Source organism: Hominimerdicola alba (assembly GCF_900109655.1).
Classification (GTDB): domain Bacteria; phylum Bacillota; class Clostridia; order Oscillospirales; family Ruminococcaceae; genus Hominimerdicola; species Hominimerdicola alba_B.
On record NZ_FOAT01000009.1, the window covers coordinates 95,052 to 122,047 of the forward strand.

A 26,996-nucleotide genomic window follows, 5' to 3' on the forward strand; every position below is an offset into this window, starting at 1 on the left:
AACTATGTCCGTAAAATTATTGCCGCGGACGGTCAGTTCATCTTGCTATCATTACCTGAACTTCTTCAAGCTTCGGCGGAAACAGCGGCAGCGGAAATCTCGATATCGCTACCGCCGAGCACGCACTTGCAAAGCGCACAAGCTCATCATCGCTCATTCCTTTCAACAGACCGTACACACAACCAGCCTTGAAAGTATCACCTGCGCCCAAAGTGCTTTTTACTTCGATGTCAAAAGGCTTCATACGGTGTATCTCTCCGCCGCGCCTTGCGTAGAGCATATCCTCTCCGCCTTGTGTGATGATGGTAAGTCCCTCGCTCTCGGACTGCATCTGCGCCATTACTTCTTCCGCAGACATTCCATCATACCGCATTGAAGTACACTCACGGGACACCACATTCACTGCCGCATGGCGGTGCAAAAACGAGCTGTGTGGCGTATCTATGGTCACATATGGCACATCATTCGCCATGCAAAGCTTTGCTGCCAGCAGCGATTCTTCACCGAAAAAGGGGTCTATACCCGCAGCGCCGCAGCCTGCTATATCTTCCTCACGGGGTATGCTCCACCATCTTTTACCACTTGAAAACAGCTGCTGAAATCTGCCCATGGGTGAGCGCACAAGACCTGCTATGACCACGTAGTCCATCACGCCTGCATCGTCCTGCAAAGAACCAAGCGATGAAAGGTCAACGGACTTATCCTTGTAAAACTCCTTTAGCATCGGCGCGACCTCGCTGCCTATCTGTGTACCGTCCATTTTAACGGACACTCCCAGCGATGCCAGCACCGTTGCCGCAGTACCTGTCTCACCGCCAGGCAGAAAATAATTCTCACTTATCTCGGAATATTCATCGGGTCTGAGAAAGCTGTCTTTCAGCAGAAATGAATGCGTTCCAAGTATCTGTCCGTAAAGATATGCTCTGTTTTTATCCGCCATTTTCTCTTGATCTCCATTTTACAGTCTTTATTCTACAGTCCTCATCTGATCTGTCAGGCTTTCCTTGTTTATCCTGTGCAGTGTTATCACCGATGCGATAACAGCCGCCACAAATGCCACAGCCGCCGCTATCCATACCCTGGGTACAGGCTCTGCAAAGTTCACAAGGTCGCCCAGTTCATCATCAAGCTTCACACGTTTCAGCAGCAACAGTGTCAGCCCCATAAGAGCCTCTATCAGTCCTGTTGCCAGCACGCCCGATGTCAGCGAATACTGTAAACACTCCACAACGGTCATGCCATACAGCTGACCTCTCGTCATGCCCATGCACTGCATCGATGCAAGCTCCGATTTGCGGTTCAGCAGACCTGTTGAAAGGATATTCACCATATTTACCAACGCTATCAGAGCGATAAGCACGCTCAGGAATGCCGAGCCTATCTTTATCGCACCCACGCCGGAACGCATTTTCAGCAGATCGCCGTGATAGTCCTCGTCAAGGGTCATCAGCCCTGCATTGGCTTTCACAAAGCTCTTGGCTTTTTCGTAGTCATCGTCATTTATAAGGTCAACGTGGATATACTCCACGCCCTCAAGGTTTGCAAGACTTCCTTTTCCTGCCAGAGTATATGCGCTGTTGTTGTAGTAATCCAGGGTACTTGCCAGTATATATGCGTTACCCGCCAGTTCCTCCTCGGAGGTCTGTTTTTTACCTTCCTCGGTCTTATACATCGGAGCAGAAGACACTAAATTGAGTGTAGTTGGGTATAGTTCTGTGGTAAAACGGTATTCCAGCTTCTTCTCACCGGTCTTATAGTCCTCGGTCACATACTCCTTGACGTTTTCCTTTTCCTCATCGCTCATAATTGAATACTCTTCATCGGAGATAATGGTCTTCTCCATCACGCCGACTTCTATCTGCTTAGGCTCATCGTATAACTGAGCAGGCTCTTCCTCGTTCACTGACATCATAATGTACGAACCCTGTTCTGTGAGTTCATCATAGGTCACAGGCAGGTCGCCTTGGAATTTCTTTTCAAGCACACCTCTGGGATAGTACCTCAGTACGCAGGTCTGCAATGTGCCGTCGGACATCTGAATATAGGATACCTGCTCCTTGCAGAAATCATTTACCTCAAACAGACCGCTGTTAATTACAGCGTCATAGCCCTCTTGGTAGCTCTTGGGCTTATCCTGCTCGCTCTTTATGGCTATGCCCATATCGTAATTCAGTCCTACGATATCCACCAGCTTTTCAAAGGCATTCAATGACTGTTTCAGCACTATCGTGAATGATGCGAACAACGCGATAGAAACTGTCAGCGATATCACCGTTACGGCGAAACGCTTGGGCTGACGGCTGTTGTTGCGTGATGCAAGCTTGCCTTTCCAGCCGAACAGCGAACCGAAGAAAGCCGCCTTTCTCACCTTTACAGTCTTGTCGCTGTCACCGAATATAGCCTGTACAGGGGTCTTTTTGATAACGCGCATACCTGTCTGATATGCCGAAAGGAATACCCATACAAGTCCCGTAACCGCGGCAAGCACCATCATCAGCGGGTCGATGTGCAGGTGCATGAGCTTCTCTGCTTTTTCGGCGGTGAAAAACGTCTCGGCAACACCGCTGGCTTCAACCACTTTCAGAGTGCCCTCACTTACTCCGATGCCCAGCAGCATACCAAGGGGCAGTCCGATAACACTGAGGAACAGACCCTCAAAAGTCACCATGCGGACTATCTGTGCAGGCTCAGCACCTACGCACTGCAATACGCCGAAGTGCTTTTCCCTCTCCTTTGAGCTTATCTCAAAGGCGGTATCTATCATAAGTCTCAGTGCGATGGCAAGCAGCAGCACGAACACGAAGAACGCCGCAAGGTCTCGGACAGCCTCGTACCTTGATGAAAAATCAAGCCTGTCAGCGCTTATAAGATCGTAGTTAACATCTATCTGCGATGTATCAAACTCCTCAAATCGGTCGTTGTAAAGCTGTTTTTCAGGGAAAAGTTCGTATATGAAAAGACCTATATCCTCGTGATAGCTCTTTATCATCACTTCAGCCGATACAGTACCGTCCGCCTCGTCTATACGTTCGCAGGAGCTGAGATCGTCATTAGCTGCCAGTTCCTCGTACTCCTCATCGGTGAGCTTCATCAGCTTGAAATGGTAAGGCTTATCCATATACACAGAGCCGCGGACAATTCCGCGAAAAGTCGCATATCCCGTAAACAGCAGCGTCATCAGCGCAAGCGCCACGGTTATACTGCATATGGTGAAGATGCTGTGGCGCTTCTGTGCCTTTATGTATTTCAGCGCCAGTGATCTCTCGAACATCCGCCTCACCTCCCCGACTCAGTAAGCTCGTCGTTGACTATTTTGCCGTCGGACATGGTGATTATGCGGTCGCACTGTCTGGCGATGTTGTCATCGTGGGTTATTATTATCATGGTCTGACCCAGCTTGATATTCGATTCGCGAAGCAGCTTGATTATCTCAGCTGAATTTTTGCTGTCAAGATTGCCCGTAGGTTCGTCAGCAAGAATAACATCGGGGGCAGTAAATAACGCCCTGCCTATGGATACCCTCTGCTGCTGTCCGCCGGAAAGCTGTGAAGGCAGATGTCCGCTCCTGTCTTTTAAGTCCATAAGCTCCAGCATTTCCTCCACCTTTGCAGGGTCGGGCTTTTTGCCGTCCATCACAGTGGGCAGAGTAATGTTCTCAGCCGCCGTAAGCACGGGTATCAGGTTGTAGAACTGATATATCAGCCCCACTCTGCGCCGCCTGAATACGGCAAGCTCCTTGTTGTTCTGTGAATATACATCGGTGCCGTCGATGATCACTTTGCCAGAGGTCGGACGGTCAACACCGCCGAGAATGTGCAGCAGTGAGGATTTACCAGAACCCGATGCACCTATTATAGCCGCCATCTGCCCTTTCGGTATTGTAAAGCTGACATTATCTACTGCTTTTACGGCATTTTCACCGTCTCCGTAGGTCTTGCATATAGCTTCGGCTGTAAGAAAACTCATGGTATGATTCCCCCCATTAATATATTAGTAATATTATACCACAAGTTTTCGCCCATTTCAATAATTTAGCTCAATTATTTTTCCGACATAAGTGTAAAATGCATAATACACCTGAAAGCGTATTCATTCATAGGTAGAAATAAGCGGGTACAGTCATTCCATAGCCTTGTATTTTTCGGTAAAGTATGTTACAAAAACGGCAAACTGCCTGAAAACCATACTTCCCGCACTATAGAATCTATACTCGCGATATTGATAATGGGGCGGGGATATGATATAATATTTTTAAATCCGACTATCTCTTTACCACATCACTTAAAATTCCGGATCAACAGGAATATATTATGCTGACGTTTTTAAGTCAGGTGAGTCAGCGGGAGAACCATATTTTTAAAAGAAGACAACAATTATCAACAAACGAAAAGAGAGGACACAATGGACATTTTCAGAAAAAAAGAAAAAGAAAGCATTTATAATCAGTACAGCAATTATAAACGTTCAGACAAGGGACAGAGCAGGTTTCGCCCCATAACGGGATACGAGTATGAGTCGATTCCCAATAATTACAAGTCAAAGCTTAGGATGTTTATGGGCAAAGGCGGTTTAGGACTGCTTTTCACGGCATTTTTCGTGCTAGGCAGCATAAAATATACAGCGGATCAGTTCATAAGCGGAGATAAGGACAGATACATAAGCCTGATGATATTCGGCAGTGTTGATCTGTTCATGCTGGTGATCTTCGCCATGATAACAGCATTTCACCTTGACAAGTTAGTACGTCGCGATTCTCTTGCAGCGGCGGGGGAGGTGCTGGAAGTAAATGTTGTGCGCCGAGGAAGAGGCGGCATAATGTACGCCGATCACACCATAGCTGTACACGCTACCCGTGAGATAGTGGTCATAAGGTATTACAAGCCCTTTTACGCAGGTACAACAGTGCTGATAGTGAAATCACCGAAAATGAATTTCAACCTTGTGCCGATATCCCGTGATGCCGCGGATATGAACTACATCGGCAGTGATTACAGTGCCGAGATATCCGAGCATAGCATCGTCAACATCGGCGACCTCAGCGAGTATCAAAAGACCCCATTCACGGCTGTGCGCAAGCATTATCTGGACAGAGAGGAATTTCTTGCCATACCGAAGAAATACCGTTCCGTGCGTCCGTTTAGCCGTGGTCTGGCAAGCGGAAGCTGGGTGGTATTCACTGCGATAACAGCATTCATGTGTGTACTTCTAGCGAAGTTCATCCAAGCCCGCGACATCGAAAAAGCTTTCCCATTGTTCGGCGGAGTGCTGTGCATTATTATAATCGAGCTTTTACTGACAAAAGAAGTCTTCCGCACACCGCTGAAACTTGGCAGGACATACTGCATCGACTGCGTTGTAATACGCAAAGAAAAGTTCTCGGGACAGTGTATAGTAAGCATCATACTTCCCGAAAGTAAGCAGTATGTAGATAATATCAGGATAGACCCCATGGTTTTCGACAGCATTGAAACCAATACTAATGTATGGCTGTATTTCAATATGAAGTATGCTGATGCAAAGTTTGTGAGCGGGATATTTTGAGCAGAGATCAAACCAGCGGAAAACTTCCGAAGAGGCGAGCTTTTGGTCAAGCTTTTCGCGAAAAGCTTGCGAGGAGTTTAAGGGGCGGAGTCCCTCAATCACCAAGGTACAAAACTAAAATGCACAGCGAACATTAAGAGCACAGCAATCGACCCGCCCTGTCAAAAAGGCGCGGCAATAACAAAATCACGAGCGTGGACAATACAAACGTCTACGCTCTTTCTATACGTGTGAAATGACCGCCCGCGGTCAAACAGCGAAGCCACAGCCGACGCAGTCGCTGTTATCCGACAGCTTGACCCGAGGAACGAGGGGCGAAAGCTCGCAAACTTCCGACCATAGCAAAACCAATGACTATACCGGCAAAGCCCGATTTTATGGGCGGGAGTTTGCTGTTCTATTTACGGCTTTGATGCCGCGTCGCTTTTGCGCCTTGACCGCGAGGCATATGCCGACGCAGTCGCATAAACCGAGCACTTTTTTCTTTGGCATATTTCTAAGAATTGCGTTCACCCCGCCCTAAAAAATTTCCCCCAAAAAAATTTCAAAAACACCTTGACAAACAACTGCAAATATGTTATCATATGAACAGTGGTTCAGATGTTGTGATGAACAGTCGATAAAAGAATAAACAGAAAGGCAGTGAAATAGATGAAAGAATCCAAAAATCCCGAATATCTGGCGCTTTCCCAGGAAGATATAGACAGGCTTGAAAGAGAGACACCATCGGACGAACAGCTTTACGACCTCGCCGAGCTGTATAAGGTATTCGGTGACAGCACGAGGATACGCATACTTTACGCACTGCTCGAAAGAGAGATGTGTGTCGGGGATATGGCTCAGCTGCTGGGACTAACCCCCACCGCCTGCTCACATCAGCTTAGGGTGCTGAAAAACAGCAAGCTGGTCAGATTCAGGCGCGACGGCAAGATAATGTTCTATTCGCTGGCTGATGAGCACGTAAGGAGCATACTCGCCCTGGGCATGGAACATATCCTTGAATGACCAAAAATTCGGACAGATAAAGTAAAAGAACAGCGAACGCAAGAAAGGAGTCCTCAGAAATGAAAAAAAGCTTCTGGGACAACATAGCAGGTGTTTACGACCTTTTTGAGAGACTATATAACAGAAAATGCTACGATGGCACTGGAGCGAAAGTCGCTTCATATATCAAAGAGGGCAGCAGAGTTCTGGAATGTGCCTGCGGGACAGGTTCTATAAGCCGTTTTCTTGCACAGAAAGCAGGCAGACTGACTGCCGCCGACCTTTCGGACGGTATGCTTAGACAGGCGGCAAAGAATCTTCGCTGGTTCAGGAACGTCAGACTTTGCAAATGCAATATTATGGCGCTGAAATGCAGGGACAACTACTTCGATGCGGTAGTTGCGGGAAATGTGATCCACCTGCTGGACGAACCATACAAGGCAGTGGACGAACTGCTGAGAGTCTGCAAAAAGGGCGGAAAAATTATAATCCCCACATATATCAACATGAGCAGACGCGACAGCGAACTGCTGATAAAGCTGTTCAGCTTTGCAGGGGCGCACTTTACAAAGCAGTTCGATGAAGACAGCTACAAACAGTTTTTCATCGACGGCGGTTACAAGAACGTTGAGTTCGACATGGTGAATGGCAGGATGCCTTGTGCTTTGGCGATAATCACAAAGGAATAACCGCAGTACCGACTGCATACTCTTCAATAACTTGCCGCAGACTTCGGCGGGCGGCAGGTGAAATTTCACAAAAGCGCCGATGATAAGTAAGTAAAGCTCACCAATTACGGCGGGCTAAAATAAATATCCCGAAAGGAATGACTGTTATGAAAAAAGTATACAAACTGATCGATCTGGACTGCGCAAACTGCGCCGCTAAAATGGAAAACTCTATCAAGGATCTGCCCGAGGTGGAGGACTGCACAGTAAGCTTTCTGACCCAGAAAATGACTCTGCGCGTACCCGACGGCACCGACATGGATGCACTGATGGACAAGGTGGTTAAGCTCTGCAAAAAAGTTGAGCCCGACTGCCAGATAGTTCTCTGATACCATATTAATATAAGCCGACAGCTAAGTCATCTAAGAAAGAAGAATCACCATGACCAAAAAGCAGAAAAATGTTCTGATAAGGATAATCGCGGCGGGTGTGCTGCTGGTAACAGCCGCACTTCTCCCGCTGGAAGAAAAAAGCTTGCTGAGGCTGGCAGCATTTCTGGTGCCCTATTTTGTTATAGGCTATGATGTGCTGTGGAAGGCTGTGCGCGGGATAATCCATGGGCAGGTCTTTGATGAGAATTTCCTGATGTGCGTGGCTACCGTGGGAGCGCTTTTTGTTGGCGAATATCCCGAAGCTTCGGCAGTTATGCTGTTTTATCAGACAGGTGAGCTTTTCCAGAGCGTGGCTGTGGGCAAGTCGAGAAAATCAATATCCGACCTTATGGATATCTGTCCCGAGTACGCTAACGTCGAAAGGGACGGTCAGCTTGAAGAAGTTGACCCCGAGGAAGTTGAGCTTGACAGCATCATCGTTGTAAAGCCAGGCGAAAAGATACCTCTTGACGGCGTTATAATTGAGGGCAGTTCTTCTGTGGATACCGCTGCGCTGACAGGTGAAAGCCTGCCACGCTCGGTAAAGGTCGGCGATGATGTTATAAGCGGCTGTATCAATCAGAGCGGTCTGCTGAAAGTGAAAGTTACCAAGGAATACGAGGATTCCACCGTTACAAAGATCCTTGAACTGGTGGAAAATTCAGCGACGAAGAAAGCAAAGTCCGAGAATTTCATAACCCGATTTGCGAGGTACTACACGCCATCGGTAGTCATCGCGGCTGTATTGCTGGCTGTACTTCCTCCCCTGATACTTGGGGGCGGCTGGGCTGACTGGATACACCGTGCCCTGATATTCTTAGTAATTTCCTGCCCCTGTGCGCTGGTAATTTCCGTTCCCCTGAGCTTTTTCGGCGGAATAGGCGGAGCCAGCAAACGCGGAATTCTTGTAAAGGGCGGAAACTATCTGGAAGCCCTCGCAAATGCTGAAACTGTTGTGTTTGACAAAACAGGCACGCTTACAAAGGGCAGTTTTGAAGTCACGAAAATACACACCGATTCCATGGGCGAGGACGAACTTCTCGACCTTGCCGCCCATGCTGAAAGCTACTCCGACCACCCGATAGCAAGATCGGTATGCGCGAAGTTCGGCAAAGAAGTCGACCACAACAGGATAACCTCAAACGAGGAGATATCGGGTCACGGAATACGCGCGGTTATCGACGGCAGAGAAGTATACGCAGGCAATAAAAAGCTGATGGAACAGCAGAGTGTCAGCGTACCGGAATGCGGATGCAGGGGCACCATGGTACACGTTGCGGCAGACGGCGGATATGCTGGTCACATCGTTATATCCGATGTGGTCAAGGAGACCTCTGCAGCGGCAATAAAGAACCTTAAAGAAAACGGCGTTAAGCAGACAGTGATGCTTACGGGCGATGCTGAGTCCACCGCGCAGGAAGTCGCAAAGGCTCTGGGACTGGATAAGGTGTACGCTGAACTTCTGCCTGCTGACAAGGTGGAAAAAGTTGAGGAACTGCTGAAAGAAAAGCATGAGGGTTCTTCGCTGGTTTTCGTAGGTGACGGAATAAATGACGCACCCGTTCTCACCCGCGCAGATGTGGGCATAGCCATGGGAAGTCTGGGAAGTGACGCGGCTATCGAGGCGGCTGATATAGTACTGATGGACGATGACCCCGCTAAGATCTCCCTCGCCATGAAGATCGCAAGAAAGACTGTCCGCATAGTGCGTGAGAACATAGTATTCGCCCTTGGCGTAAAAGCGCTGGTGCTTGTACTGGGCGCACTGGGCATAGCGAATATGTGGCTGGCAGTTTTTGCTGATGTGGGAGTATCGGTTATTGCGATACTCAATGCTATGAGGACGATGAAGATACGTTCGTAATTTTTCGAATACGTTCGTATGATTTGGTATAGTTTCGTAAAGATTTGTATGCGCTCGTATGATTTGGTATGCGTTCGTAAAGATTCGTATGCGCTCGTATGATTTGGTATGCGTTCGTAAAGATTCGTATGCGCTCGTATGATTTGGTATGCGTTCGTAAAGATTCGTATACGCTCGTATAATTTGGTATACGTTCGTAAAGATCCGTATGCGCTCATAACATTTGGTATACGTTCGCAAAGATTCGTATGTGCACGTATGATTTGGTATACGTTCGCAAAGATCCGTATGCGCTCGTACTATTTGGTATACGTTCGTAAAGATTTGTATGCGCTCGTATGATTTGGTATACGTTCGCAAAGATCCGTATACGCTCGTATGATTTGGTATGCGTTCGTAAAGATTCGTATGCGCTCGCATTTTTTGCGGGCGCATATTTTGTGAGATTCCGATTTATCCGGCGTTTCACGGCTTTAAAAAAATTTTTTGAAAAAGTATTTCTTTTTTGCAACCTTTTGACACTCTCAAACGTGTTATTGCTGAAAGGACCTTTCAAACAGAAAAATAAAGGAGACACCCAATGAGACTGACAGCAGAAGAAGCCTACCGTAAATTTGCGGATAATGCCTTTGCCGCGGCGTTCAGTATATGCCGCGACAAGACTGACGCAGATGACGCGGTACACGACACTTTTATAAAGTACATATCCAAAAATATGGACTACAATGATGAAGAACATATAAAAGCGTGGCTTCTGCGTACTGCTATCAACCGTGCTAAAGACTTCACACGCTCGTTTGCAAGAAAAAATTCCGTACCGTGGGAGGACTACATGGACGAGCTGGAATTCGCCGCACCTGAGGACAGCGAGCTTTTTGAGGCAGTGATGAAGCTTCCCGACAAATATCGTATAGTTATACACTTGTTTTACTACGAGGAACAGAGCATCACAGAGATATCAAAAACACTGAAACGGCGTGAGGGCACGGTAAAAAGTCAGCTCAGCAGAGGGCGGGCTCTGTTGAAAGAAATGTTGACGGAGGAATGGAACAATGACTAACAAGGAAAAATATCAGCGGACATTTTCAGTGCTTCACGCCTCCGAACTTGATTTGGAGGAAACAGCAATGAACAAGAGAAAAGGTATACGTATTTCAAAGAGAATAACAGCAGTTTGTGCAGCAGCAGCTATCGTAGCAGCTATGAGCGTCGGCGCTTATGCGGCAGATATCGGCGGTATACAGAGAAAAGTGCAGATATGGTTCCACGGCGACCAGACCGCTGCGGTGCTGGATATACAGCAGCAGGACAGCATGACCCAATACGAACTTAAATACACCGATGAAAACGGAGAGGAAAGAGAAGTTCACGGTGGCGGAGTTGCGCTGGATGCTTTCGGAAATGAAACACCTCTTTCCGAAGATGATATCATGGAGCATATCAGCAATCAGGTGGAAGTACTCCACAAGGAAGACGGCAGTGTATGGGCATACTACAAGGGCTGCTCCATGGATATTACCGACAAGTTCGATGAGGACGGTTACTGCTATGTTCAGCTGAAAGACGGCGATGACGTAATATATCTGACTGTTGAACCTGACGGCGGATATTGCACAAGCTCTGACAAGTTTATTACAAGCAATGACTGATATATGAAAAACAACACGGCGGAAAGTTCAACAGACTTTCCGCTGTGTTTATGTGAAAAAGCGCCCGCATCGAAATGATGCGAGCGCTGTATTTTTTTCTATTGACCGATAATCAAAATTATTCGGTGATATCAGCGTGGTGAGCCTGGAGAGACTTAACGCCGAAGTGGGTGTTCTGCTTGATAGCCTTGATACCCTCAGCACTTGCCTTGGCAGCTGCCATGGTGGTGATGTAAGGTATGCGGTGCTTGATAGCATTCTTTCTGATGTAGCTGTCATCATGAACGCTGGTCTTGCCTGCGGGAGTATTGATTATCAGCTGTATCTCGCCGTTTGCTATCTCGTCAGCGATGTTGGGTCTGCCCTCGTAGATTTTGAAGATCTTCTTTGCGGGGATACCTGCGTCAACTATCATCTCGTAGGTCTTGCCTGTTGCAAGTATCTTGAAGCCAAGATCGTTGAATGCCTTTGCGATCTCAACCAGCTCGGGCTTATCTCTGTCGCATACGCTGAGAAGAACTGTGCCCTCCTTGGGAAGTGCGGTCTTGGTAGCCTCCTGAGCCTTGTAGTAAGCTTCGCCGAAGCTGGGAGAAATACCCAGAACTTCACCTGTTGATCTCATCTCAGGTCCGAGAACGGGGTCTACTTCCTGGAACATATTGAAGGGGAATACAGCTTCCTTAACACCGTAGTGACCGATCTTCTTGTCCTTCAGGGAAGGTACGGGAGAAGGATTGCCTGTCAGCTCGCTTGTGATGATCTCAGTAGCGATCTTTACCATGTTGATGGAGCAAACCTTGGATACCAGCGGAACTGTTCTCGATGCACGGGGGTTAGCTTCCAGTACGTAAACGGTATCGCCCTCGATAGCGTACTGCATATTCATCAGACCCTTTACGTTCATCTCCACAGCTATCTTCTTGGTATATTCCTTGATGGTAGCTACCTGCTTCTCGCTAAGGTTCTTGGAAGGCAGTATGCAAGCGGAGTCACCGGAATGAACACCTGCAAGCTCGATATGCTCCATAACAGCGGGAACAAAGCAGTGCTCGCCGTCGGATATAGCGTCAGCCTCGCACTCTGTTGCGTGGTTGAGGAAACGGTCTATAAGTATAGGTCTGTCGGGAGTAACGCCTACTGCGGCAGACATATAAACTCTCATCATCTCGTCGTCATGAACGATCTCCATGCCGCGGCCGCCCAGAACGTAGGAAGGTCTAACCATTACAGGATAGCCTATGCGGTTTGCGATCTCCAGAGCTTCGTCAACATTGACAGCCATGCCTGCTTCGGGCATGGGGATACCCAGCTTGTCCATCATTGCGCGGAAGTGATCTCTGTCCTCGGCAAGGTCGATGGTCTCGGGAGTTGTACCCAGTATATTTACGCCGTACTTTTTCAGGTCATTAGCCAGATTCAGAGGTGTCTGACCGCCGAACTGTGCGATAACGCCTACGGGCTTCTCCTTATCGTGGATAGCCAGAACGTCCTCCAGTGTCAGAGGCTCGAAGTACAGCTTATCGGAAGTATCATAGTCAGTAGATACTGTCTCGGGGTTGCAGTTTACGATTATGGACTCAAAGCCCAGCTTTTTCAGTGCCAGAGCAGCGTGTACACAGCAGTAATCGAATTCGATACCCTGACCGATACGGTTAGGACCGCCGCCCAGTATCATGATCTTGGGCTTATCGGTATTAACGGGGCTGTTGTCCTCAGCAAGGTGATAGGTGGAGTAGTAGTAAGCTGCATCCTTGGTGCCGCTTACGTGAACACCCTCCCAAGCTTCCTTTATACCGAAGCCGATGCGGGCATTTCTTATCTCCTCCTCGGTAACTTCAAGGAGAGTGGACAGATATCTGTCGGAGAAACCGTCCAGCTTAGCCTGCTTCAGTACAGCTTCAGCGGGAACAGCGCCTTTATTCTTCAGCAGAGCTTCTTCCTCATCGACCAGTTCCTTCATCTGCTCGAGGAACCAGTGCTTGATCTTGGTGAGCTCCCATATCTCATCTATTGTAGCGCCCTTGCGGAGAGCTTCGTACATAACGAACTGTCTCTCGCTTGTGGGATAGCGCAGTTTTTCCAGCAGTTCTTCCTTGGAAAGATCGTGGAAGTTCTTTGCAAAGCCCAGACCGTATCTGCCTGTCTCCAGAGAACGGATAGCCTTCTGGAAAGCTTCCTTGTAGGTCTTGCCTATGCTCATGACCTCACCGACAGCTCTCATCTGAGTGCCCAGCTTGTCCTCAGCGCCCTTGAACTTCTCGAATGCCCATCTAGCGAACTTGATAACTACATAGTCTCCGTCGGGAACATACTTGTCAAGAGTTCCGTACTTGCCGCAGGGTATCTCGTCAAGAGTAAGACCGCAGGCAAGCATAGCGGAAACCAGTGCTATCGGGAAACCTGTAGCCTTTGAAGCCAGTGCGGAAGAACGTGAAGTTCTGGGGTTGATCTCGATAACAACTATTCTGCCGTCAACGGGGTTTCTTGCGAACTGGCAGTTGCATCCGCCGATAACTTCGATGCTCTCGATAATGCGGTAGGACATATCCTGGAGTTCCTTCTGAACGTCCTCAGGGATAGTCAGCATAGGTGCGGAGCAGAAGGAGTCACCTGTATGCACGCCAATGGGGTCGATGTTCTCGATGAAGCAAACGGTTATCTTGTTGTTTGCGGCATCTCTTACAACTTCCAGCTCAAGTTCTTCCCAGCCGAAGATACATTCTTCAACAAGCACCTGACCAACGAGAGAAGCCTGAAGACCTCTTGCGCATACAACTTTGAGTTCATCAACGTTGTATACCATACCGCCGCCTGCGCCGCCCATGGTATAAGCAGGACGAAGAACTACGGGGTATTTCAGTTCCTCAGCTATCTTTACAGCCTCTTCAACAGTATAAGCCACCTGGCTCTTGGGCATACCGATACCCAGCTCGCTCATAGCATTCTTGAACTCGATCCTGTCCTCGCCGCGCTCGATAGCATCTACCTGAACGCCGATGACCTGTACGCCGTACTTTTTCAGCACGCCTGCCTTGTCAAGCTCGGAACAGAGGTTAAGACCTGACTGACCGCCAAGGTTAGGCAGAAGTGCATCGGGGCGCTCCTTATCGATTATCTGGGTGAGCCTGTCAAGATTGAGGGGCTCGATATAGGTGATATCGGCAACATCGGGGTCTGTCATGATGGTAGCAGGGTTTGAATTGACCAGCACTATCTCATAACCCAGATTTCTCAGCGCCTTGCAAGCCTGAGTACCGGAGTAGTCAAACTCGCAAGCCTGACCTATTATAATAGGACCGGAACCGATTATCATTATCTTGTTGATATCCTGTTTCTTTGGCATACTAAACTCCTATCCCGCACTGTATCGTGCGTAAAATTTTTTCTTACCAAAAACTTCTCTTAAAAAATTCCTAACGTATATCATACCATACTTCCGCATAAAATGCAAGACCAAAATCTTAATAATTCATAATTCATGATTCATAATTCATAATTATTTGGCATAGGACTGACGAATGATTTTCTTGTCCTATGTTTGCATTTACAAGCAGAAAATCAAACAGAGTTTTTTGTATATTTTATGATTTATGCAGTATATTTTATCTTCTGACAAAAAAATCAAGGCACAAAAATTGCGCCCACATCCCCCGATATGAGCGCAAGAAATTTACGTCCTCTGCCAACAATTATGAATTGTGAATTATGAATTATGAATTAACCCCGGTGTGGTGGTTGATAATGTCGTTTACACTGCGGTAAACGTAGGGTTTCAGCTTTTCAAGGCTGACAGGCTCACCGTAGAGTATGGCTGAATGGCAGGCTGAGCTTACAAGCTCTACTATCATAAAGAGCATTATCTCGGGCTCTTCTATGCCGTCGGGAGCGTCAGCAAGGATAGCATCGTATATGGCACGGAGATCCATGTCGTCACCCTTGGTGGGCGAAGTTACAGCGTGCTTGAATACTCCCCAGCTAAGGTTTTTCGCAATAAATGCCACCATAGGCGGATTGCCCGAAAGCTGGTCGAGGATATGGTCGATAACATAAATCATCTTTTCATTGAAAGTCATATCCTTTTTCTCAGCTTCAAGAGATTCAAGAGCACTTTTAAAAAGCTTTGAAGACTGGTGAGCCACCAGCTTGTTTTTAAGATCGTACTTATCCTTAAAATAAAGGTAGAAAGTACCCTTTGCGACCCCCGCACTTTTAGCTATATCAGATACCGAGGTCTTGCTGACACCGTTTGTGGTGAACAGCTTATATGCAGTGGCAAGGAGCGAATCTTCCTTGGCTTTTTTGTTATTATCAAGCTTACCCATTTGACAATCCTCCGTTTTTTACAGCCATGCTTTCAAAAATTATATGGGTCATTATTTTTATTATATGATATTTAGAAATTTTTGTCAATAGGGCAAATGTAACAGCAATAGCAAATGACTAACAGTCATTTTGTTTATCTCTACAAAATTATGACCAAAGGTCATTTCACCTATTGACCAATGGTCATTTTAGTGCTATACTTGCATATGATAATAGAAATGACCGAGAGTCATTAAATCAGCAAAGAAAGGAACGGTAGTATGAAAAACTTCGGTAAGGCAGTGGTAAGGCTGCGGATACTCATCGTCATACTGGCATTCGTGCTTGCGGTGCCTGCGGCGATAGGTATGCTGAAAACAAGGATAAACTACGACATACTCTCATATCTTCCCGAAGATATCGACACGATGAAAGGTCAGCAGATAATGCTGGACGAATACGGCAAGGGCGGTTTTGCTCTTGTGGTAGTTGAGGGCATGGAGGACAAGGACGTAGCCGCCCTTAAATCGAAATTTGAGAAAGTGGATACGGTCAGCGAGGTGCTTTGGTATGACAGCATAGCTGATATCTCCATACCGAAGGAAGTTCTTCCACAGGACATTTATGAAGTCTTTAACAGCAAGGACGGCAATTCCACTATGATGGCTGTTTTCTTCGACAAGGCTACATCGGCAGACGAATCCCTTGAAGCTGTTGTTGAGATGAGAAAGATAGCGGGCAAGCAGTGCTACATCAACGGCATGACCGCCATAGTCGAAGACATAAAAGACCTGACCATGAAAGAGACTACCGCATACGTCGGCATAGCGGTACTGCTGACAAGCATTATACTTGCAGTGACTATGGATTCACTGCTGATACCTGTATTCTTCATGCTGAGCGTCGGTCTGGCGATACTTTACAATCTGGGCACAAATATTTTCCTCGGACAGATAAGCTTCATCACACAGGCGCTCACGGCTGTATTACAGCTGGCGGTAACGATCGACTACTCCATATTCCTCTGGCACAGCTACAAGGAACAGAAAGAGAGATTCGCTGATAAATACGAGGCTATGGCAGAAGCCATATCCCTGACGATATCTTCTGTAGTATCAAGCTCGGTAACTACCGTTGCGGGATTTCTGGCACTGTGCTTCATGAGCTACACTCTTGGTCTTGATATGGGCATAGTAATGGCAAAGGGCGTTATCATCGGTGTTATATGCTGTGTAACAATACTGCCTTCGATGATACTGGTATTTGACAGACTTCTGGAAAAGACCATACACAGAGATATTATTCCCAGCATGGACAAAGCTGCCGATTTCATAGTAAAGCATCACGCGGCATTCGTGGTACTGTTCATCGCACTGCTTATCCCCGGAATTTACGGACAGACTCACACGGATGTTTACTACAACCTGACAGATACTCTCCCCGCTGACCTTAACAGCGTACTGGCAAACACTAAGCTTCAGGAAGAGTTCGATATATCCTCAACACACATTATCCTTTGCAAGTCGGATATGAAGCGCAAGGACGTTGTCAAGATGACCGACGAAATGAACGAAGTTGACGGTGTAAACATGACCATGGCTTTCGATACGCTGATAGGTTCATCTATCCCCGAGGAAGCTGTCCCCGAATCCATAAGCGGTCTGCTGAAAGAGGGCGAATGGCAGCTGATGCTGGTAGGCTCAGATTACAAGGTAGCATCTCCTGAAGTAAACGCTCAGGTGGATAAGCTGATAGACATACTTAAAAAGTACGATGATACAGGCATGGTGATCGGCGAGGCTGCCGCTACAAAGGACCTCATTAGCATCACAAAGCGCGATTTCACTGTTGTTAACACAGTTTCCATCGCGGCTATATTTGTGATAATCATGATAGCACTGAGGTCATTCTCACTGCCGATAATTCTGGTGGCAGTCATCGAATTTGCCATAACTGTTAATATGGCAGTTCCCTGCTTCACTCATACAAAGATACCTTTCATAGCATCGGTAGTTATAGGTACGATACAGCTGGGTGCTACCGTTGACTATGCGATACTGATGACCACCCGCTACAAGCAGGAGCGCGTATCGGGCAAGGACAAGACGGAAGCCGTAACGATAGCACTTGCCACCTCGATGAAATCCATCATGGTAAGCGCGCTTGGCTTCTTCGCATCGACTTTCGGTGTGGGATTGTATTCAAGCGTTGATATGATATCACAGCTCTGCACACTGATGTCAAGAGGTGCGCTCATATCCATGGTAACGGTAATATGCGCTCTGCCCTCGATGCTTCTGCTGTTCGACAAGGTCATAATCAACAGCACCATAGGCATGAAAGATACTGCGAGACGCGAGAGCGGTTACAGCAAGCCAGCGCTGAACAGTTAACAAAAGAATTCACATCAAAAAGGAGATATAGTTATGAAAAAGTACGGCAGATTTTTAGCAGGTGTCCTGGCAGTGCTGATATCAGCAGGTTCAACAGGATTTTACGCAGTTGCAAATAAAGATGAATCTTCAAAGTCGAATGATTCTTCTAAAACTTCCGACAAGGAAAGTTCGGAAGATGATGATTACAAGTCCCCCGAGCTAAAGAAGCGCGACAATAAAAAGTCGGACGAAACAAAGACATCTGACGGCACCACCACCCGCAAGGAAGAGACAGTTTACGTACTCACCGATGCGAATGGCAATCCCACCAAGATCATTGTCAGCGATCATCTGGTAAACCCTCAGGGACTTACAACACTGATGGATATGTCCACCCTGACCGACATCGAGAACCTGAAAAACGATGATACTTTCTCAGGCAGCGGAAAGGGTATGCAGTGGAACACTTCTGGCGGAGATATTTACTACAAGGGCTACACAAATGCAGCTCTGCCTGTTGAGATAAAGGTGAGCTACACTCTTGACGGCAGGAGCATCACCCCTGAGGAGCTTGCAGGCAAGAGCGGCAAGGTAACTGTAAGATACGATTATGTCAACAATTCGACTACCACAGTCAAGATAAACGGCAAGAACGAGACTATATGCACACCTTTCCTGATGGCTACGGGCTCACTTCTGGACGGCACTAAATTTAAGAATATTCAGGTAACTAACGGCAAACTGGTTTCCGACGGCGACAGACAGGCAGTTATCGGCTATGCTCTGCCGGGGCTGACATCAAGCCTTGGTCTTGAGGACAATGAGGATATCGGCATACCAGAGTACTTCGAGTTCACCGCCGATGTTACAGATTTCGAGCTGAAAACCGTATTCACCGCAGGCACAAACAGCTTCTTCAATGATATCGACTTTGGCGGCATCAACAAGCTTGATGAGCTTGAAGACAAACTTGGCGAACTGGCTGACGCAGTAGATCAGCTTTCTGATGGCTCACAGCAGCTTTACGACGGCACAAAGGAACTCAACAAGGGTGTCGGCGATCTGAAAGACGGCGCAGATAAGCTGGCAGACGGCGGTAAACAGCTCAATGATGGTGCTGTATCTCTGGCTGACGGTGCAGGCAAGCTGGCTGATGGCACAAAAACTCTGGACAGCGGCGCAGGCGACCTTGTAAACGGCATAAAGAGCGCTAAAGACGGCAGCGATAAGCTGGTGGGTGGTTTCACTCAGGTCAATGACGGTGCATCTCAGCTGAAAGACGGTTCTGCCAAGCTGGCCAACGGTCTGGGTGATGCAGACACAGGTGCAAAGACCCTTGATGAGGGCGCAGCTTCTCTCGCGGACGGTGCATCGAAACTCAATGACGGCATACAGAAAGTCGCAAGCGGTTCGGGCGCACTGGCTGACGGCACAAAGGCGATCGATGACGGCGCACATTCCCTGGTCGACGCCATAAAAGCTGCCAGAAACGGTTCTACGCAGCTGGTTGACGGCTTCATTCAGGTAAATTCTGGCGCTGCCGACCTCAAATCAGGTACTGCTCAGCTGGCGGCAGGTATGGCAAATGCAGATGACAGCGTGGCAAAACTGAAAGATGGTGCTGATAAACTCAAAGACGGCGCTGACACTGCCGCAGCAGGCGCAAAGTCACTGAAAGACGGCACAGCATCAGCAAAGGATGGTGCAAAATCTCTGGCTGACGGTGCTAAAACTTTAGACGATGGCTTAAAGTCAGCTAAAGAAGGCTCAGCAAAGTTAAAGGAAGGAACTTCTCAGCTGAAAAATGGCGCAGATGACCTCAAATCTGGCACCGAAAAGCTTGCTGAGGGCATAAGTTCCGCCGACAAGGGCGCTGCAGATGTTCACAGCGGTTCAAAGAAAGTTGCAAGCGGTTCAAAGGCTTTGGCTGACGGCGCAGCGACCCTCGATTCCGGTGCGGCTAACGTAGCGGCAGGTTCTTCAAAGCTTTCAACAGGTGCGGGTTCACTCAGCACATCGGCAGGAACACTTTCCGCAGGAATAACCTCCTCCAAGGCAGGTTCTGCAAAGGTGCTCGCGGGCGCACAGTCCCTTTCCGGCGGTATAGATACTCTCGCCGAGGGCGCAGCTGCTATCCCCGAAAAGCTGAACGGTATTTCGGATTCAATGACCAACGCTGCAAACGGACTTTATTCTTCGATAGAATACAACAAGCAGGTGCTTGCAAGTCTTCAGCAGATATACGCTTCAAACCCCAGCGACGATATAGCCACAATGATAGGCACTCTTCAGCAGACCATCGCTTCTCAGGAACAGATAGCCGCAGGTCTGGCAGAGGGTTCTTCACAGATATCAGCTGACACCACCGCGCTGACCAACGGCATCGCAAGCCTTAAAACAGGGGCTGCTGCTCTGGTAGATGGCGCACAGGCTCTGGATACGGGACTGGCAACTCTAGATGAGGGCGGCAAGGCTCTTGCTGAGGGTGCAGACAAACTTTATACAAATTCCAAGACCCTTGCTGACGGCGCTGCAAAGGTTTCCACTGGTGCGGCAGGTCTTAAAGCGGGCAGCAGTGAACTTCTGAATGGCGCTAATGCACTTTCCACAGGCGCTGGTTCTCTTTCAGCGGGACTGACTACCGCTTCCGCAGGTGCTAAGAGTGTAGACAGCGGTGCAGGCAAGCTTCAGGCAGGCATTGAACAGGTAAACAAAGGCGCTGTCGATCTTGACGAGGGTCTTGGCAAGCTGTCAGGCGGTTCAGGTGAACTCAAAGTTGGCGCTAACACACTGTTCAACGGCATATCTGCAATAGATAACGGCGTGACTTCACTTTTAGAGGGCATCAAGGCTCTCGCGATAGGTGCCGGCTCACTCAGCACAGGCGCTTCCACTCTTTCTGCAGGACTTCACTCTGCAAATACAGGCGCAGCTGCTCTCGATGAGGGCGCAGGCAAGCTTCAGGGCGGACTTACTCAACTTTCAGAGGGTACTACAAAGCTTGATGACGGACTTGGTCAGCTGACCGAGGGCGGCGAAAAGCTGAAAGCAGGCACAGGCACACTTGCTTCAAAGGTAACAGAGCTTGTAGCAGGCGCAGGACAGCTTGCTGACGGAAGCACTGCTGTTGCCGACGGCGCAAAGAAAATCTCAGGCGGCACACACTCCCTCGCCGAGGGTATAGCCGCCGCATATAACGGCGCATATCAGCTTGATACAGGTCTTGGCTCACTTCAGGGCGGTCTGGGCCAGCTTACGGACGGCGCATCCGCGCTTGATGACGGTCTGGGACTTCTCTGGCAAGGCGGACAGACCCTCAAAGACGGCACTTACAGCGTATCCACAGGCAGTGCACAGCTTTTAGATGGTGCCGAAAAGCTCTCCGACGGCAGCAGCACACTTTATGCGGGCATAACTGCTCTCGATGACGGTGCCGCACAGCTGAAAGACGGTTCAAAGAAGCTTGAAGACGGCGCTAAGAAGCTCAACAGCGGCATGAAGGAATTCCGCCGCGAGGGCATCGACAAGATAATCAGCGCCTACAACGATGATATCACTCCACTGCTCGACAGGCTTGACGCACTTAAGAAAGCAAGCAAGGCTTATGATAATTTCTCGGGCAAGGCAGCAGGCACCGAAGGCGAAGTCAAGTTCATCTACGAGACCGCTCCTGTTGCTGTGGCAAAAAAAGATGACTGATAAAGCCATCTGCTATTAAACAAGATTTCTCCCAAACTCTATTGAACGGCATATTTTCCTCATTCGGCAGACGCTGTGCGTAAGTCGGGTGAGACAGATGCCGTTTGATATGATACCCCCTTTCACCCGTTTCTCGAATTGCCGCGAGAAGCGGGTGCTTTTTTCGTTAATATATTAAACATGAAATAAAATCGCTTTATTTTTCCGCTGATAACTATTGACAATGCACATATAAATGTGATATCATATACTTATAAATAATTATTTTCTGTTAGGTTACAATTTAGTCATGAATAACTTAGTTAAGAATTAGAAAGTAAGGATAAAGATCAGATACAAGTCTTATACTAATTGATGGATAAAGACCGATAACAGCCGATTTTACATCCGACTGTCGGTATGATCACGGAGAGTGAGCGATATGAAAAACAAACTCAGCCTTATTAAAAGAATATCGAAAAAGCTGCTTTGCATCACGGCATCGGCGTTACTGCTGACCTCAGCTGTTATGAGTGTGCCGTTCCGTGCTTGGGGCGATGAGATCATCACAGAGGAAGAGCTTTCAGTCGATCCCACAGGCAAGGGCGAGGGCTATTCCACCGTGCTTTATGACAACACTTCGGGTCTGCCCACCTCGGAAGCCAACGACATCGTTGAGACCAGTGAGGGATTCATATGGATCGGCAGTTACAGCGGCCTTATCCGCTATGACGGCAATACTTTTGAGCGAATAGATTCTACCACAGGCATAGCCAGCGTGGTGAAGCTTTTTGTGGATTCAAAGAATCGTCTTTGGGTAGGCACCAATGACAGCGGCGCGGCGGTGATGGAAAAGGGCGAGTTTACTTTATACAATAAAAGCAACGGTCTTACTTCCCTGTCGATACGCTCTATAACCGAGGACGATGAAGGCAACATCTATCTAGGTACGACCCAGGGAATCGCGTTGGTAGACAAAAACGGCAGTCTTTCCATGATAGACGAGCCCCAGCTCAATAACGGATATATCCGTATGCTGAAGCACGTCTCCGACAATATCATATACGGCATTACCATCGACGGTGCGGTATTCACGCTGGAAAACAAAAGGCTGAAAAGCTTCAGCGGTTCAGAAGAACTGGGTATCGAAGATATACACTCGATACTTCCAGACCCTGACAAGAAAGGGTATGTATATATAGGCACCAAGAACCACGAGGTATATCACGGCGAACTTGACAAGGGCTTCAAAAATACTGACCCTACTGATATCTCGCCGTTAAGGTATGTAAACTCCATGTGTACCGTGGGGGATATGCTGTGGGTCTGTGCCGATAACGGCATAGGCTTCATCGATGACGGAAAATTCACTATTCTGGAGAATATCCCACTCACGACTTCCATAGAGGATATGATGACGGACTATCAGAAGAACCTGTGGTTCGTATCCTCACAGCAGGGCGTGATGAAGATAGTTCCCAATCAGTTCACGGATATATTTGAGAAATACAAACTCGAAAACGAGGTGGTATACTCCACCTGCGCGGAAAGCGGCAAGCTGTTTATCGGCACAAAGAACAGCGGACTTATCGTCCTCAGCAACGGCAGAAAACTGGAGAACCTGCTCATCACATCTTCAAAAACTGCATCGGGAGAGGTCTGCGCTGATACCGACCTTATCAGCCTTATGCACGACTGCAAGATACGTTCGATAATCCGCGACAGCAAAAACAGAGTATGGTTTTCGACTTTCGGTGAACAGGGACTGCTAAGGTACGACAGAGGTAAGGTGATAAAATTCACCGAGAAGGACGGTATGCCCTCAGAGCGCGTAAGGACTGTCATTGAGCGTTCGGACGGCACATTTGTGGCGGTCTGCACGGGCGGTGCAGCGGTCATCAAGGACGACAAGATAATCAAAGTCTACGGCGAAAGCGACGGCATAAGCAACACCGAGATACTCACAGCCGCCGAAAGCGAGAACGGCGACCTTATACTCGGTACAGACGGCGGCGGTATGTTCATAATAGGCAATAATTCCATAATCCACCGCGGCACCGATGACGGTCTTCATTCGGACGTTATGATGCGTATAAAGAAAGATATCTCAAAGGATATCTACTGGATAGTGACCAGCAATTCACTGGCGTATATGGATGCCGACTACAACATAACCACGATACAGAAGTTCCCATATTCAAACAATTTTGACCTTTACGAGAATTCCCGGGGCGAGATGTGGATACTCAGCAGCAACGGCATATACGTTGAAAAATGCGAGACACTCCTTGAAAACGGCGAACATTCGCCCATATACTACGGCAGGGACAACGGTCTTTCCTGCATAACGACTTCAAATTCCTACAGCGAACTCACAGCCGACGGAGACCTTTATATCTCGGGTACAACAGGCGTTGCAAAGGTCAATATCGAAAAGGAATTTGAAAACGTGGAAAGCATAAAGCTCTCGGTACCCTATGCTGAGGCTGACGGCAAGATGATCTACCCCGACAGCTCGGGTAATATCGTGATACCCTCAACTGTAAAAAAACTGACGATATACAGCTATGCGTACAATTACTCGCTGGTAAACCCTGAGATAACCTACTGTCTTGAGGGCTTCGACAAGAACCCTGTGACCCTTAAGCGCAGCGAGCTTGCACCTGTGGATTACACCAATCTGCACGGCGGAACATACAGCTTTGTTATGCAGGTAAAAGACCCCCATAACGGAACCACGAAAGAACTTGTGGTAAAGATAATCAAGACAAAGGCGATATACGAAACGCTTTGGTTCATGATCCTCTGTGCGGCTTTGGTGATCGGTATCATCATTTTGGCGGTGAAGAGCTACATCGGCAGAAGAACGGCGCGTTTCCTTGAAAAGGAAAAAGAGCAGAAGACCCTTATCCGTGAGATAGTTGAAGCTTTCGCGAAAGTTATCGATATGAAAGACAAGTATACCAACGGTCACTCCACCCGCGTGGCAGAGTATACAATGATGCTTGCACGTGAACTGGGTCTTGACGAAGAGACAATTGAGAAATACTACAATATCGCGCTGCTGCACGATATCGGAAAAGTCGGCGTACCGCCCGAGGTGCTGAATAAGCCCGGCAAGCTGACCGACCAGGAATTCAAGATAATCAAATCACACTCAGCCCTTGGCTATAATACGCTAAAAAATATCAGCATAATGCCTGAGCTTGCCATCGGTGCAGGCGCACACCACGAACGTCCCGACGGAAAGGGATATCCTAAGGGTCTGAAAGGCGAAGAAATACCCCGCGTAGCCCAGATAATCGCTGTCGCAGATACTTTCGATGCCATGTATTCCGACCGTCCCTACCGCAAGCGCATGAATTTTGATAAAGCGGTGTCTATCATGAAAGAAGCCAGAGGCACTCAGCTGACTGAGGATGTGGTTGACGCTTTCCTCAGGCTGGTGGAAAAAGGCGAATTCCGCGCCCCTGATGACAATGGCGGTGGCACTACCGAGGATATTGATAATATCCACAAGCGCCTGAACAAAGAAGCTGAGCAGAGATCATAACAGCATTAATGCATACAAATGGAGCAAAACATCCACACTGTCCAAAAAAATTCATACTAAATTTGCAAAACCACTTGAAATTTGAAAATTTCTGTGTTATAATGTAATACAGAGAAAAAAAACGTACATCATTGACCGAATAGGAGTTATTAAGATGAGATGTCCCTTTTGCAGCCATGAGGATACAAGAGTAATAGATTCAAGACCCAGCGAGGGCAAAAAGCGCAGAAGACGTGAATGTCCAAAGTGCGGCAGACGCTTCACCACTTATGAGGTAGTTGAAAAGCCGCTGCTGATGGTCTACAAAAAGGACGGTTCATTTGAGCCGTTTGACAGACAAAAGCTGATAAAGGGCTTGCAGAACGCCATTAAGAAGCGTCCTGTCAGCGTTGAGCAGGTTACCAATCTGGTAGATGATATCGAGAACACCTATGCCAACAAGATGCAGACCGAGACCACCACTGGCGAGATAGGCGACATGGTGCTCAGCGGGCTGAAGAAGCTGGATAACGTGGCTTACGTGCGTTTTGCTTCGGTGTATAAGGACTTCAATGATGTTGATTCGTTTATACAGATAATCTCCGAACTTTCTGAAAAGTGAACTTCAGACAAACAGTGTTTTCTCATTAAACTCAAATAAAGACCGACGAACGCCCTGCATAGTATTGCAGGGCGTTCGTCGTTGTACTTATTATTTCAGCAGAAAAGCCGACGCGCCGTGGGGCGGTAGCTCTATCTTGATACCTCTGCAGTTCTCGGTTACAGCCCCTGTCCAGAGGTCGGTGCAGGTGACGGGAGTATATATCTCCAAGTCGGCAAGATCAAGAGTGAAGCTGCCCGCATTTTCGCCGACATTGAACACCGCCGCGTACTGTCCACCGTCGGCACACACAGCCGTCCAGAGGATATGCTCACTGCCGCCGATCTCCCTGCGCAAAACCATGTGCGCGTGGCGTGAAAGCTTGTTCATGCCGATTATAGCGGCATTCGTCAGCAACATATCGGTGAACTCGTCGTTCTTTGTCAGCTCTCCGCCTATCATCAGCGGCGAGCGGAAAATGCTCCACAGGGTCATCATGGTACGCTGTTCATCTTCGGTGAATTTAGTCCTGTTTTCAGGACTGTAATCCTGCAATATCGCGCCGACAGGAAGCATATCGGCATCGGAATAATGTCCTGCACCGCTGTGGATGCTCCACTTTTCGCATCTTTCAAACATATTGTAGAGAGACTGCCAGTTGTCCCAGAAATCGTCGGTGATACGCCACATATCGGCTGTCTGCTTGTAGAGCTCGGACTTTTCCAGAAGTGCAGGTCCGGGGGAAAGGCTCAGCACCATATCTCTGCCGCAGTTATGCAGGCATTTGCTGAGAAGCACCAGCTCGCTTTCCTCGTGAGGAAGCTCACGGCAGATATCATCGCACTTGATGAAGTCAACGCCCCATTCGGCATACAGGGCGAAAATGCTCCTGTAGTAAGCCTCAGCTCCCTCTTTCTCGGGGTCAACGCCGTACATATCGGTGTTCCATGCGCATATGCTGTTCATCTTAGCCACCTCGCGGGCAGTCTTATCAGTGCCGAAGAGAGCCGTGTTCCTGTGTACAGCCTGACGGGGTATACCGCGCATAATATGTATACCGAATTTAAGTCCTAAAAGATGGACATATTCAGCCAACGGAGCAAAACCCTTTCCACCTGCCGATGACGGAAATCTGCTCTCATCGGGGATAAGGCGGGAATATTCGTCCATGCAGAGTTCGGTAAAATTATTGTATTCGTGGCTTTTCGCCAAAGGTTCATACCACTGGATATCCACCACAACATACTCCCAGCCGTACTGTTTAAGGTGTTTTGCCATATATTCGGCATTCCTGCGGACTGTTTCCTCATCAACCGATGCACCATAGCAGTCCCAACTGTTCCAGCCCATTGGGGGCGTTTTTATCATCAT

At 48.0% G+C, this 26,996-nt stretch carries 17 protein-coding genes; 11 read left to right on the plus strand and 6 right to left on the minus strand.

The genetic code is table 11. The features are described 5' to 3' along the window. Window positions 1-37: 37 nt before the first annotated feature. Genes BMY75_RS10950 through BMY75_RS10960 form a run of 3 tightly spaced genes read right to left on the minus strand, consistent with a single transcriptional unit; the run spans window position 38 to window position 3,966 of the window. Window positions 38-940 carry a PfkB family carbohydrate kinase gene (locus BMY75_RS10950; RefSeq protein ID WP_074833780.1) on the minus strand — a complete coding sequence of 301 codons (903 nt, stop codon included), beginning with the start codon at window positions 938-940 and terminating at the stop codon, window positions 38-40. Window positions 941-967: 27 nt separating this feature from the next. Continuing rightward, the gene (locus tag BMY75_RS10955; RefSeq protein ID WP_074833782.1) at window positions 968-3,271 is read right to left on the minus strand and encodes an ABC transporter permease; all 2,304 of its coding nucleotides are present in this window, start codon (window positions 3,269-3,271) and stop codon (window positions 968-970) included. 5 nt (window positions 3,272-3,276) lie between these two features. Beyond that, window positions 3,277-3,966: an ABC transporter ATP-binding protein gene (locus tag BMY75_RS10960; protein ID WP_074833785.1), complete on the minus strand. Its 690-nt coding sequence runs from the start codon at window positions 3,964-3,966 to the stop codon at window positions 3,277-3,279. Between the two features lie 435 nt (window positions 3,967-4,401). Here BMY75_RS10960 and BMY75_RS10965 point away from each other — a divergent pair, with 435 nt between their 5' ends. From BMY75_RS10965 to BMY75_RS10995, 7 genes are all read left to right on the plus strand, one after another. Then, window positions 4,402-5,541 (plus strand): hypothetical protein, encoded by a 1,140-nt coding sequence (locus BMY75_RS10965; protein WP_074833788.1) that lies wholly within the window; start codon window positions 4,402-4,404, stop codon window positions 5,539-5,541. A 651-nt stretch (window positions 5,542-6,192) separates the two neighbouring features. Continuing rightward, on the plus strand, window positions 6,193-6,546 hold the full coding sequence (locus BMY75_RS10970; RefSeq protein ID WP_074833790.1) for an ArsR/SmtB family transcription factor: 354 nt from the start codon (window positions 6,193-6,195) through the stop codon (window positions 6,544-6,546). Window positions 6,547-6,605: 59 nt separating this feature from the next. Further along, window positions 6,606-7,214, plus strand: a complete 609-nt coding sequence (locus BMY75_RS10975) for a class I SAM-dependent methyltransferase (protein WP_074833792.1) — start codon at window positions 6,606-6,608, stop codon at window positions 7,212-7,214. Between the two features lie 146 nt (window positions 7,215-7,360). Beyond that, entirely contained in the window at window positions 7,361-7,582 is a 222-nt protein-coding gene (locus tag BMY75_RS10980) for a cation transporter (protein ID WP_074833794.1), read from the plus strand. A 52-nt stretch (window positions 7,583-7,634) separates the two neighbouring features. Continuing rightward, window positions 7,635-9,488, plus strand: coding sequence for a heavy metal translocating P-type ATPase (locus BMY75_RS10985; protein ID WP_074833796.1), 1,854 nt, complete (start codon window positions 7,635-7,637; stop codon window positions 9,486-9,488). Between the two features lie 580 nt (window positions 9,489-10,068). Further along, complete coding sequence (locus BMY75_RS10990) at window positions 10,069-10,548, plus strand: sigma-70 family RNA polymerase sigma factor (RefSeq protein ID WP_074833798.1); 480 nt, start codon at window positions 10,069-10,071, stop codon at window positions 10,546-10,548. Continuing rightward, the gene (locus BMY75_RS10995; RefSeq protein WP_074833800.1) at window positions 10,541-11,137 is read left to right on the plus strand and encodes a hypothetical protein; all 597 of its coding nucleotides are present in this window, start codon (window positions 10,541-10,543) and stop codon (window positions 11,135-11,137) included. The genes BMY75_RS10990 and BMY75_RS10995 overlap by 8 nt, the downstream gene beginning before the upstream one ends. A gap of 118 nt (window positions 11,138-11,255) precedes the next feature. Here the strand turns inward: BMY75_RS10995 and carB are convergent, their stop codons facing one another. After that, window positions 11,256-14,480 (minus strand): carbamoyl-phosphate synthase large subunit, encoded by a 3,225-nt coding sequence (gene carB, locus BMY75_RS11000; RefSeq protein ID WP_074833801.1) that lies wholly within the window; start codon window positions 14,478-14,480, stop codon window positions 11,256-11,258. A gap of 367 nt (window positions 14,481-14,847) precedes the next feature. Beyond that, window positions 14,848-15,459 (minus strand): TetR/AcrR family transcriptional regulator, encoded by a 612-nt coding sequence (locus BMY75_RS11005; protein WP_074833804.1) that lies wholly within the window; start codon window positions 15,457-15,459, stop codon window positions 14,848-14,850. Window positions 15,460-15,720: 261 nt separating this feature from the next. On the opposite strand from BMY75_RS11005, the gene BMY75_RS11010 reads away from it, so the two are divergent. The 4 genes from BMY75_RS11010 (at window position 15,721) to nrdR (ending at window position 25,646) form a co-directional block, all read left to right on the plus strand. After that, entirely contained in the window at window positions 15,721-17,832 is a 2,112-nt protein-coding gene (locus BMY75_RS11010; protein ID WP_074833805.1) for an efflux RND transporter permease subunit, read from the plus strand. A 33-nt stretch (window positions 17,833-17,865) separates the two neighbouring features. Further along, window positions 17,866-21,513, plus strand: coding sequence for a YhgE/Pip domain-containing protein (locus BMY75_RS11015; protein ID WP_074833807.1), 3,648 nt, complete (start codon window positions 17,866-17,868; stop codon window positions 21,511-21,513). A 421-nt stretch (window positions 21,514-21,934) separates the two neighbouring features. Further along, the gene (locus BMY75_RS11020) at window positions 21,935-25,045 is read left to right on the plus strand and encodes an HD domain-containing phosphohydrolase (RefSeq protein ID WP_074833809.1); all 3,111 of its coding nucleotides are present in this window, start codon (window positions 21,935-21,937) and stop codon (window positions 25,043-25,045) included. 154 nt (window positions 25,046-25,199) lie between these two features. Further along, complete coding sequence (gene nrdR, locus BMY75_RS11025) at window positions 25,200-25,646, plus strand: transcriptional regulator NrdR (protein WP_024856039.1); 447 nt, start codon at window positions 25,200-25,202, stop codon at window positions 25,644-25,646. A 90-nt stretch (window positions 25,647-25,736) separates the two neighbouring features. On the opposite strand, the gene BMY75_RS11030 is transcribed toward nrdR, so the two are convergent. After that, window positions 25,737-26,996 carry a glycoside hydrolase family 27 protein gene (locus tag BMY75_RS11030; protein WP_074833811.1) on the minus strand — a complete coding sequence of 420 codons (1,260 nt, stop codon included), beginning with the start codon at window positions 26,994-26,996 and terminating at the stop codon, window positions 25,737-25,739.

Bases quoted from the DNA above. Each gene is read 5' to 3' on its own strand.
- BMY75_RS10975 (WP_074833792.1), top strand. From the start codon at position 6,606: ATGAAAAAAAGCTTCTGGGACAACATAGCAGGTGTTTACGACCTTTTT.
- BMY75_RS11010 (WP_074833805.1), top strand. From the start codon at position 15,721: ATGAAAAACTTCGGTAAGGCAGTGGTAAGGCTGCGGATACTCATCGTC.
- BMY75_RS10955 (WP_074833782.1), bottom strand. From the start codon at position 3,271: ATGTTCGAGAGATCACTGGCGCTGAAATACATAAAGGCACAGAAGCGC.
- BMY75_RS10985 (WP_074833796.1), top strand. From the start codon at position 7,635: ATGACCAAAAAGCAGAAAAATGTTCTGATAAGGATAATCGCGGCGGGT.
- BMY75_RS10965 (WP_074833788.1), top strand. From the start codon at position 4,402: ATGGACATTTTCAGAAAAAAAGAAAAAGAAAGCATTTATAATCAGTAC.
- BMY75_RS10950 (WP_074833780.1), bottom strand. From the start codon at position 940: ATGGCGGATAAAAACAGAGCATATCTTTACGGACAGATACTTGGAACG.
- BMY75_RS11005 (WP_074833804.1), bottom strand. From the start codon at position 15,459: ATGGGTAAGCTTGATAATAACAAAAAAGCCAAGGAAGATTCGCTCCTT.
- BMY75_RS11015 (WP_074833807.1), top strand. From the start codon at position 17,866: ATGAAAAAGTACGGCAGATTTTTAGCAGGTGTCCTGGCAGTGCTGATA.
- BMY75_RS10980 (WP_074833794.1), top strand. From the start codon at position 7,361: ATGAAAAAAGTATACAAACTGATCGATCTGGACTGCGCAAACTGCGCC.
- BMY75_RS11030 (WP_074833811.1), bottom strand. From the start codon at position 26,996: ATGATGATAAAAACGCCCCCAATGGGCTGGAACAGTTGGGACTGCTAT.
- BMY75_RS11020 (WP_074833809.1), top strand. From the start codon at position 21,935: ATGAAAAACAAACTCAGCCTTATTAAAAGAATATCGAAAAAGCTGCTT.
- BMY75_RS10990 (WP_074833798.1), top strand. From the start codon at position 10,069: ATGAGACTGACAGCAGAAGAAGCCTACCGTAAATTTGCGGATAATGCC.
- BMY75_RS10995 (WP_074833800.1), top strand. From the start codon at position 10,541: ATGACTAACAAGGAAAAATATCAGCGGACATTTTCAGTGCTTCACGCC.
- BMY75_RS10970 (WP_074833790.1), top strand. From the start codon at position 6,193: ATGAAAGAATCCAAAAATCCCGAATATCTGGCGCTTTCCCAGGAAGAT.
- carB (WP_074833801.1), bottom strand. From the start codon at position 14,480: ATGCCAAAGAAACAGGATATCAACAAGATAATGATAATCGGTTCCGGT.
- nrdR (WP_024856039.1), top strand. From the start codon at position 25,200: ATGAGATGTCCCTTTTGCAGCCATGAGGATACAAGAGTAATAGATTCA.
- BMY75_RS10960 (WP_074833785.1), bottom strand. From the start codon at position 3,966: ATGAGTTTTCTTACAGCCGAAGCTATATGCAAGACCTACGGAGACGGT.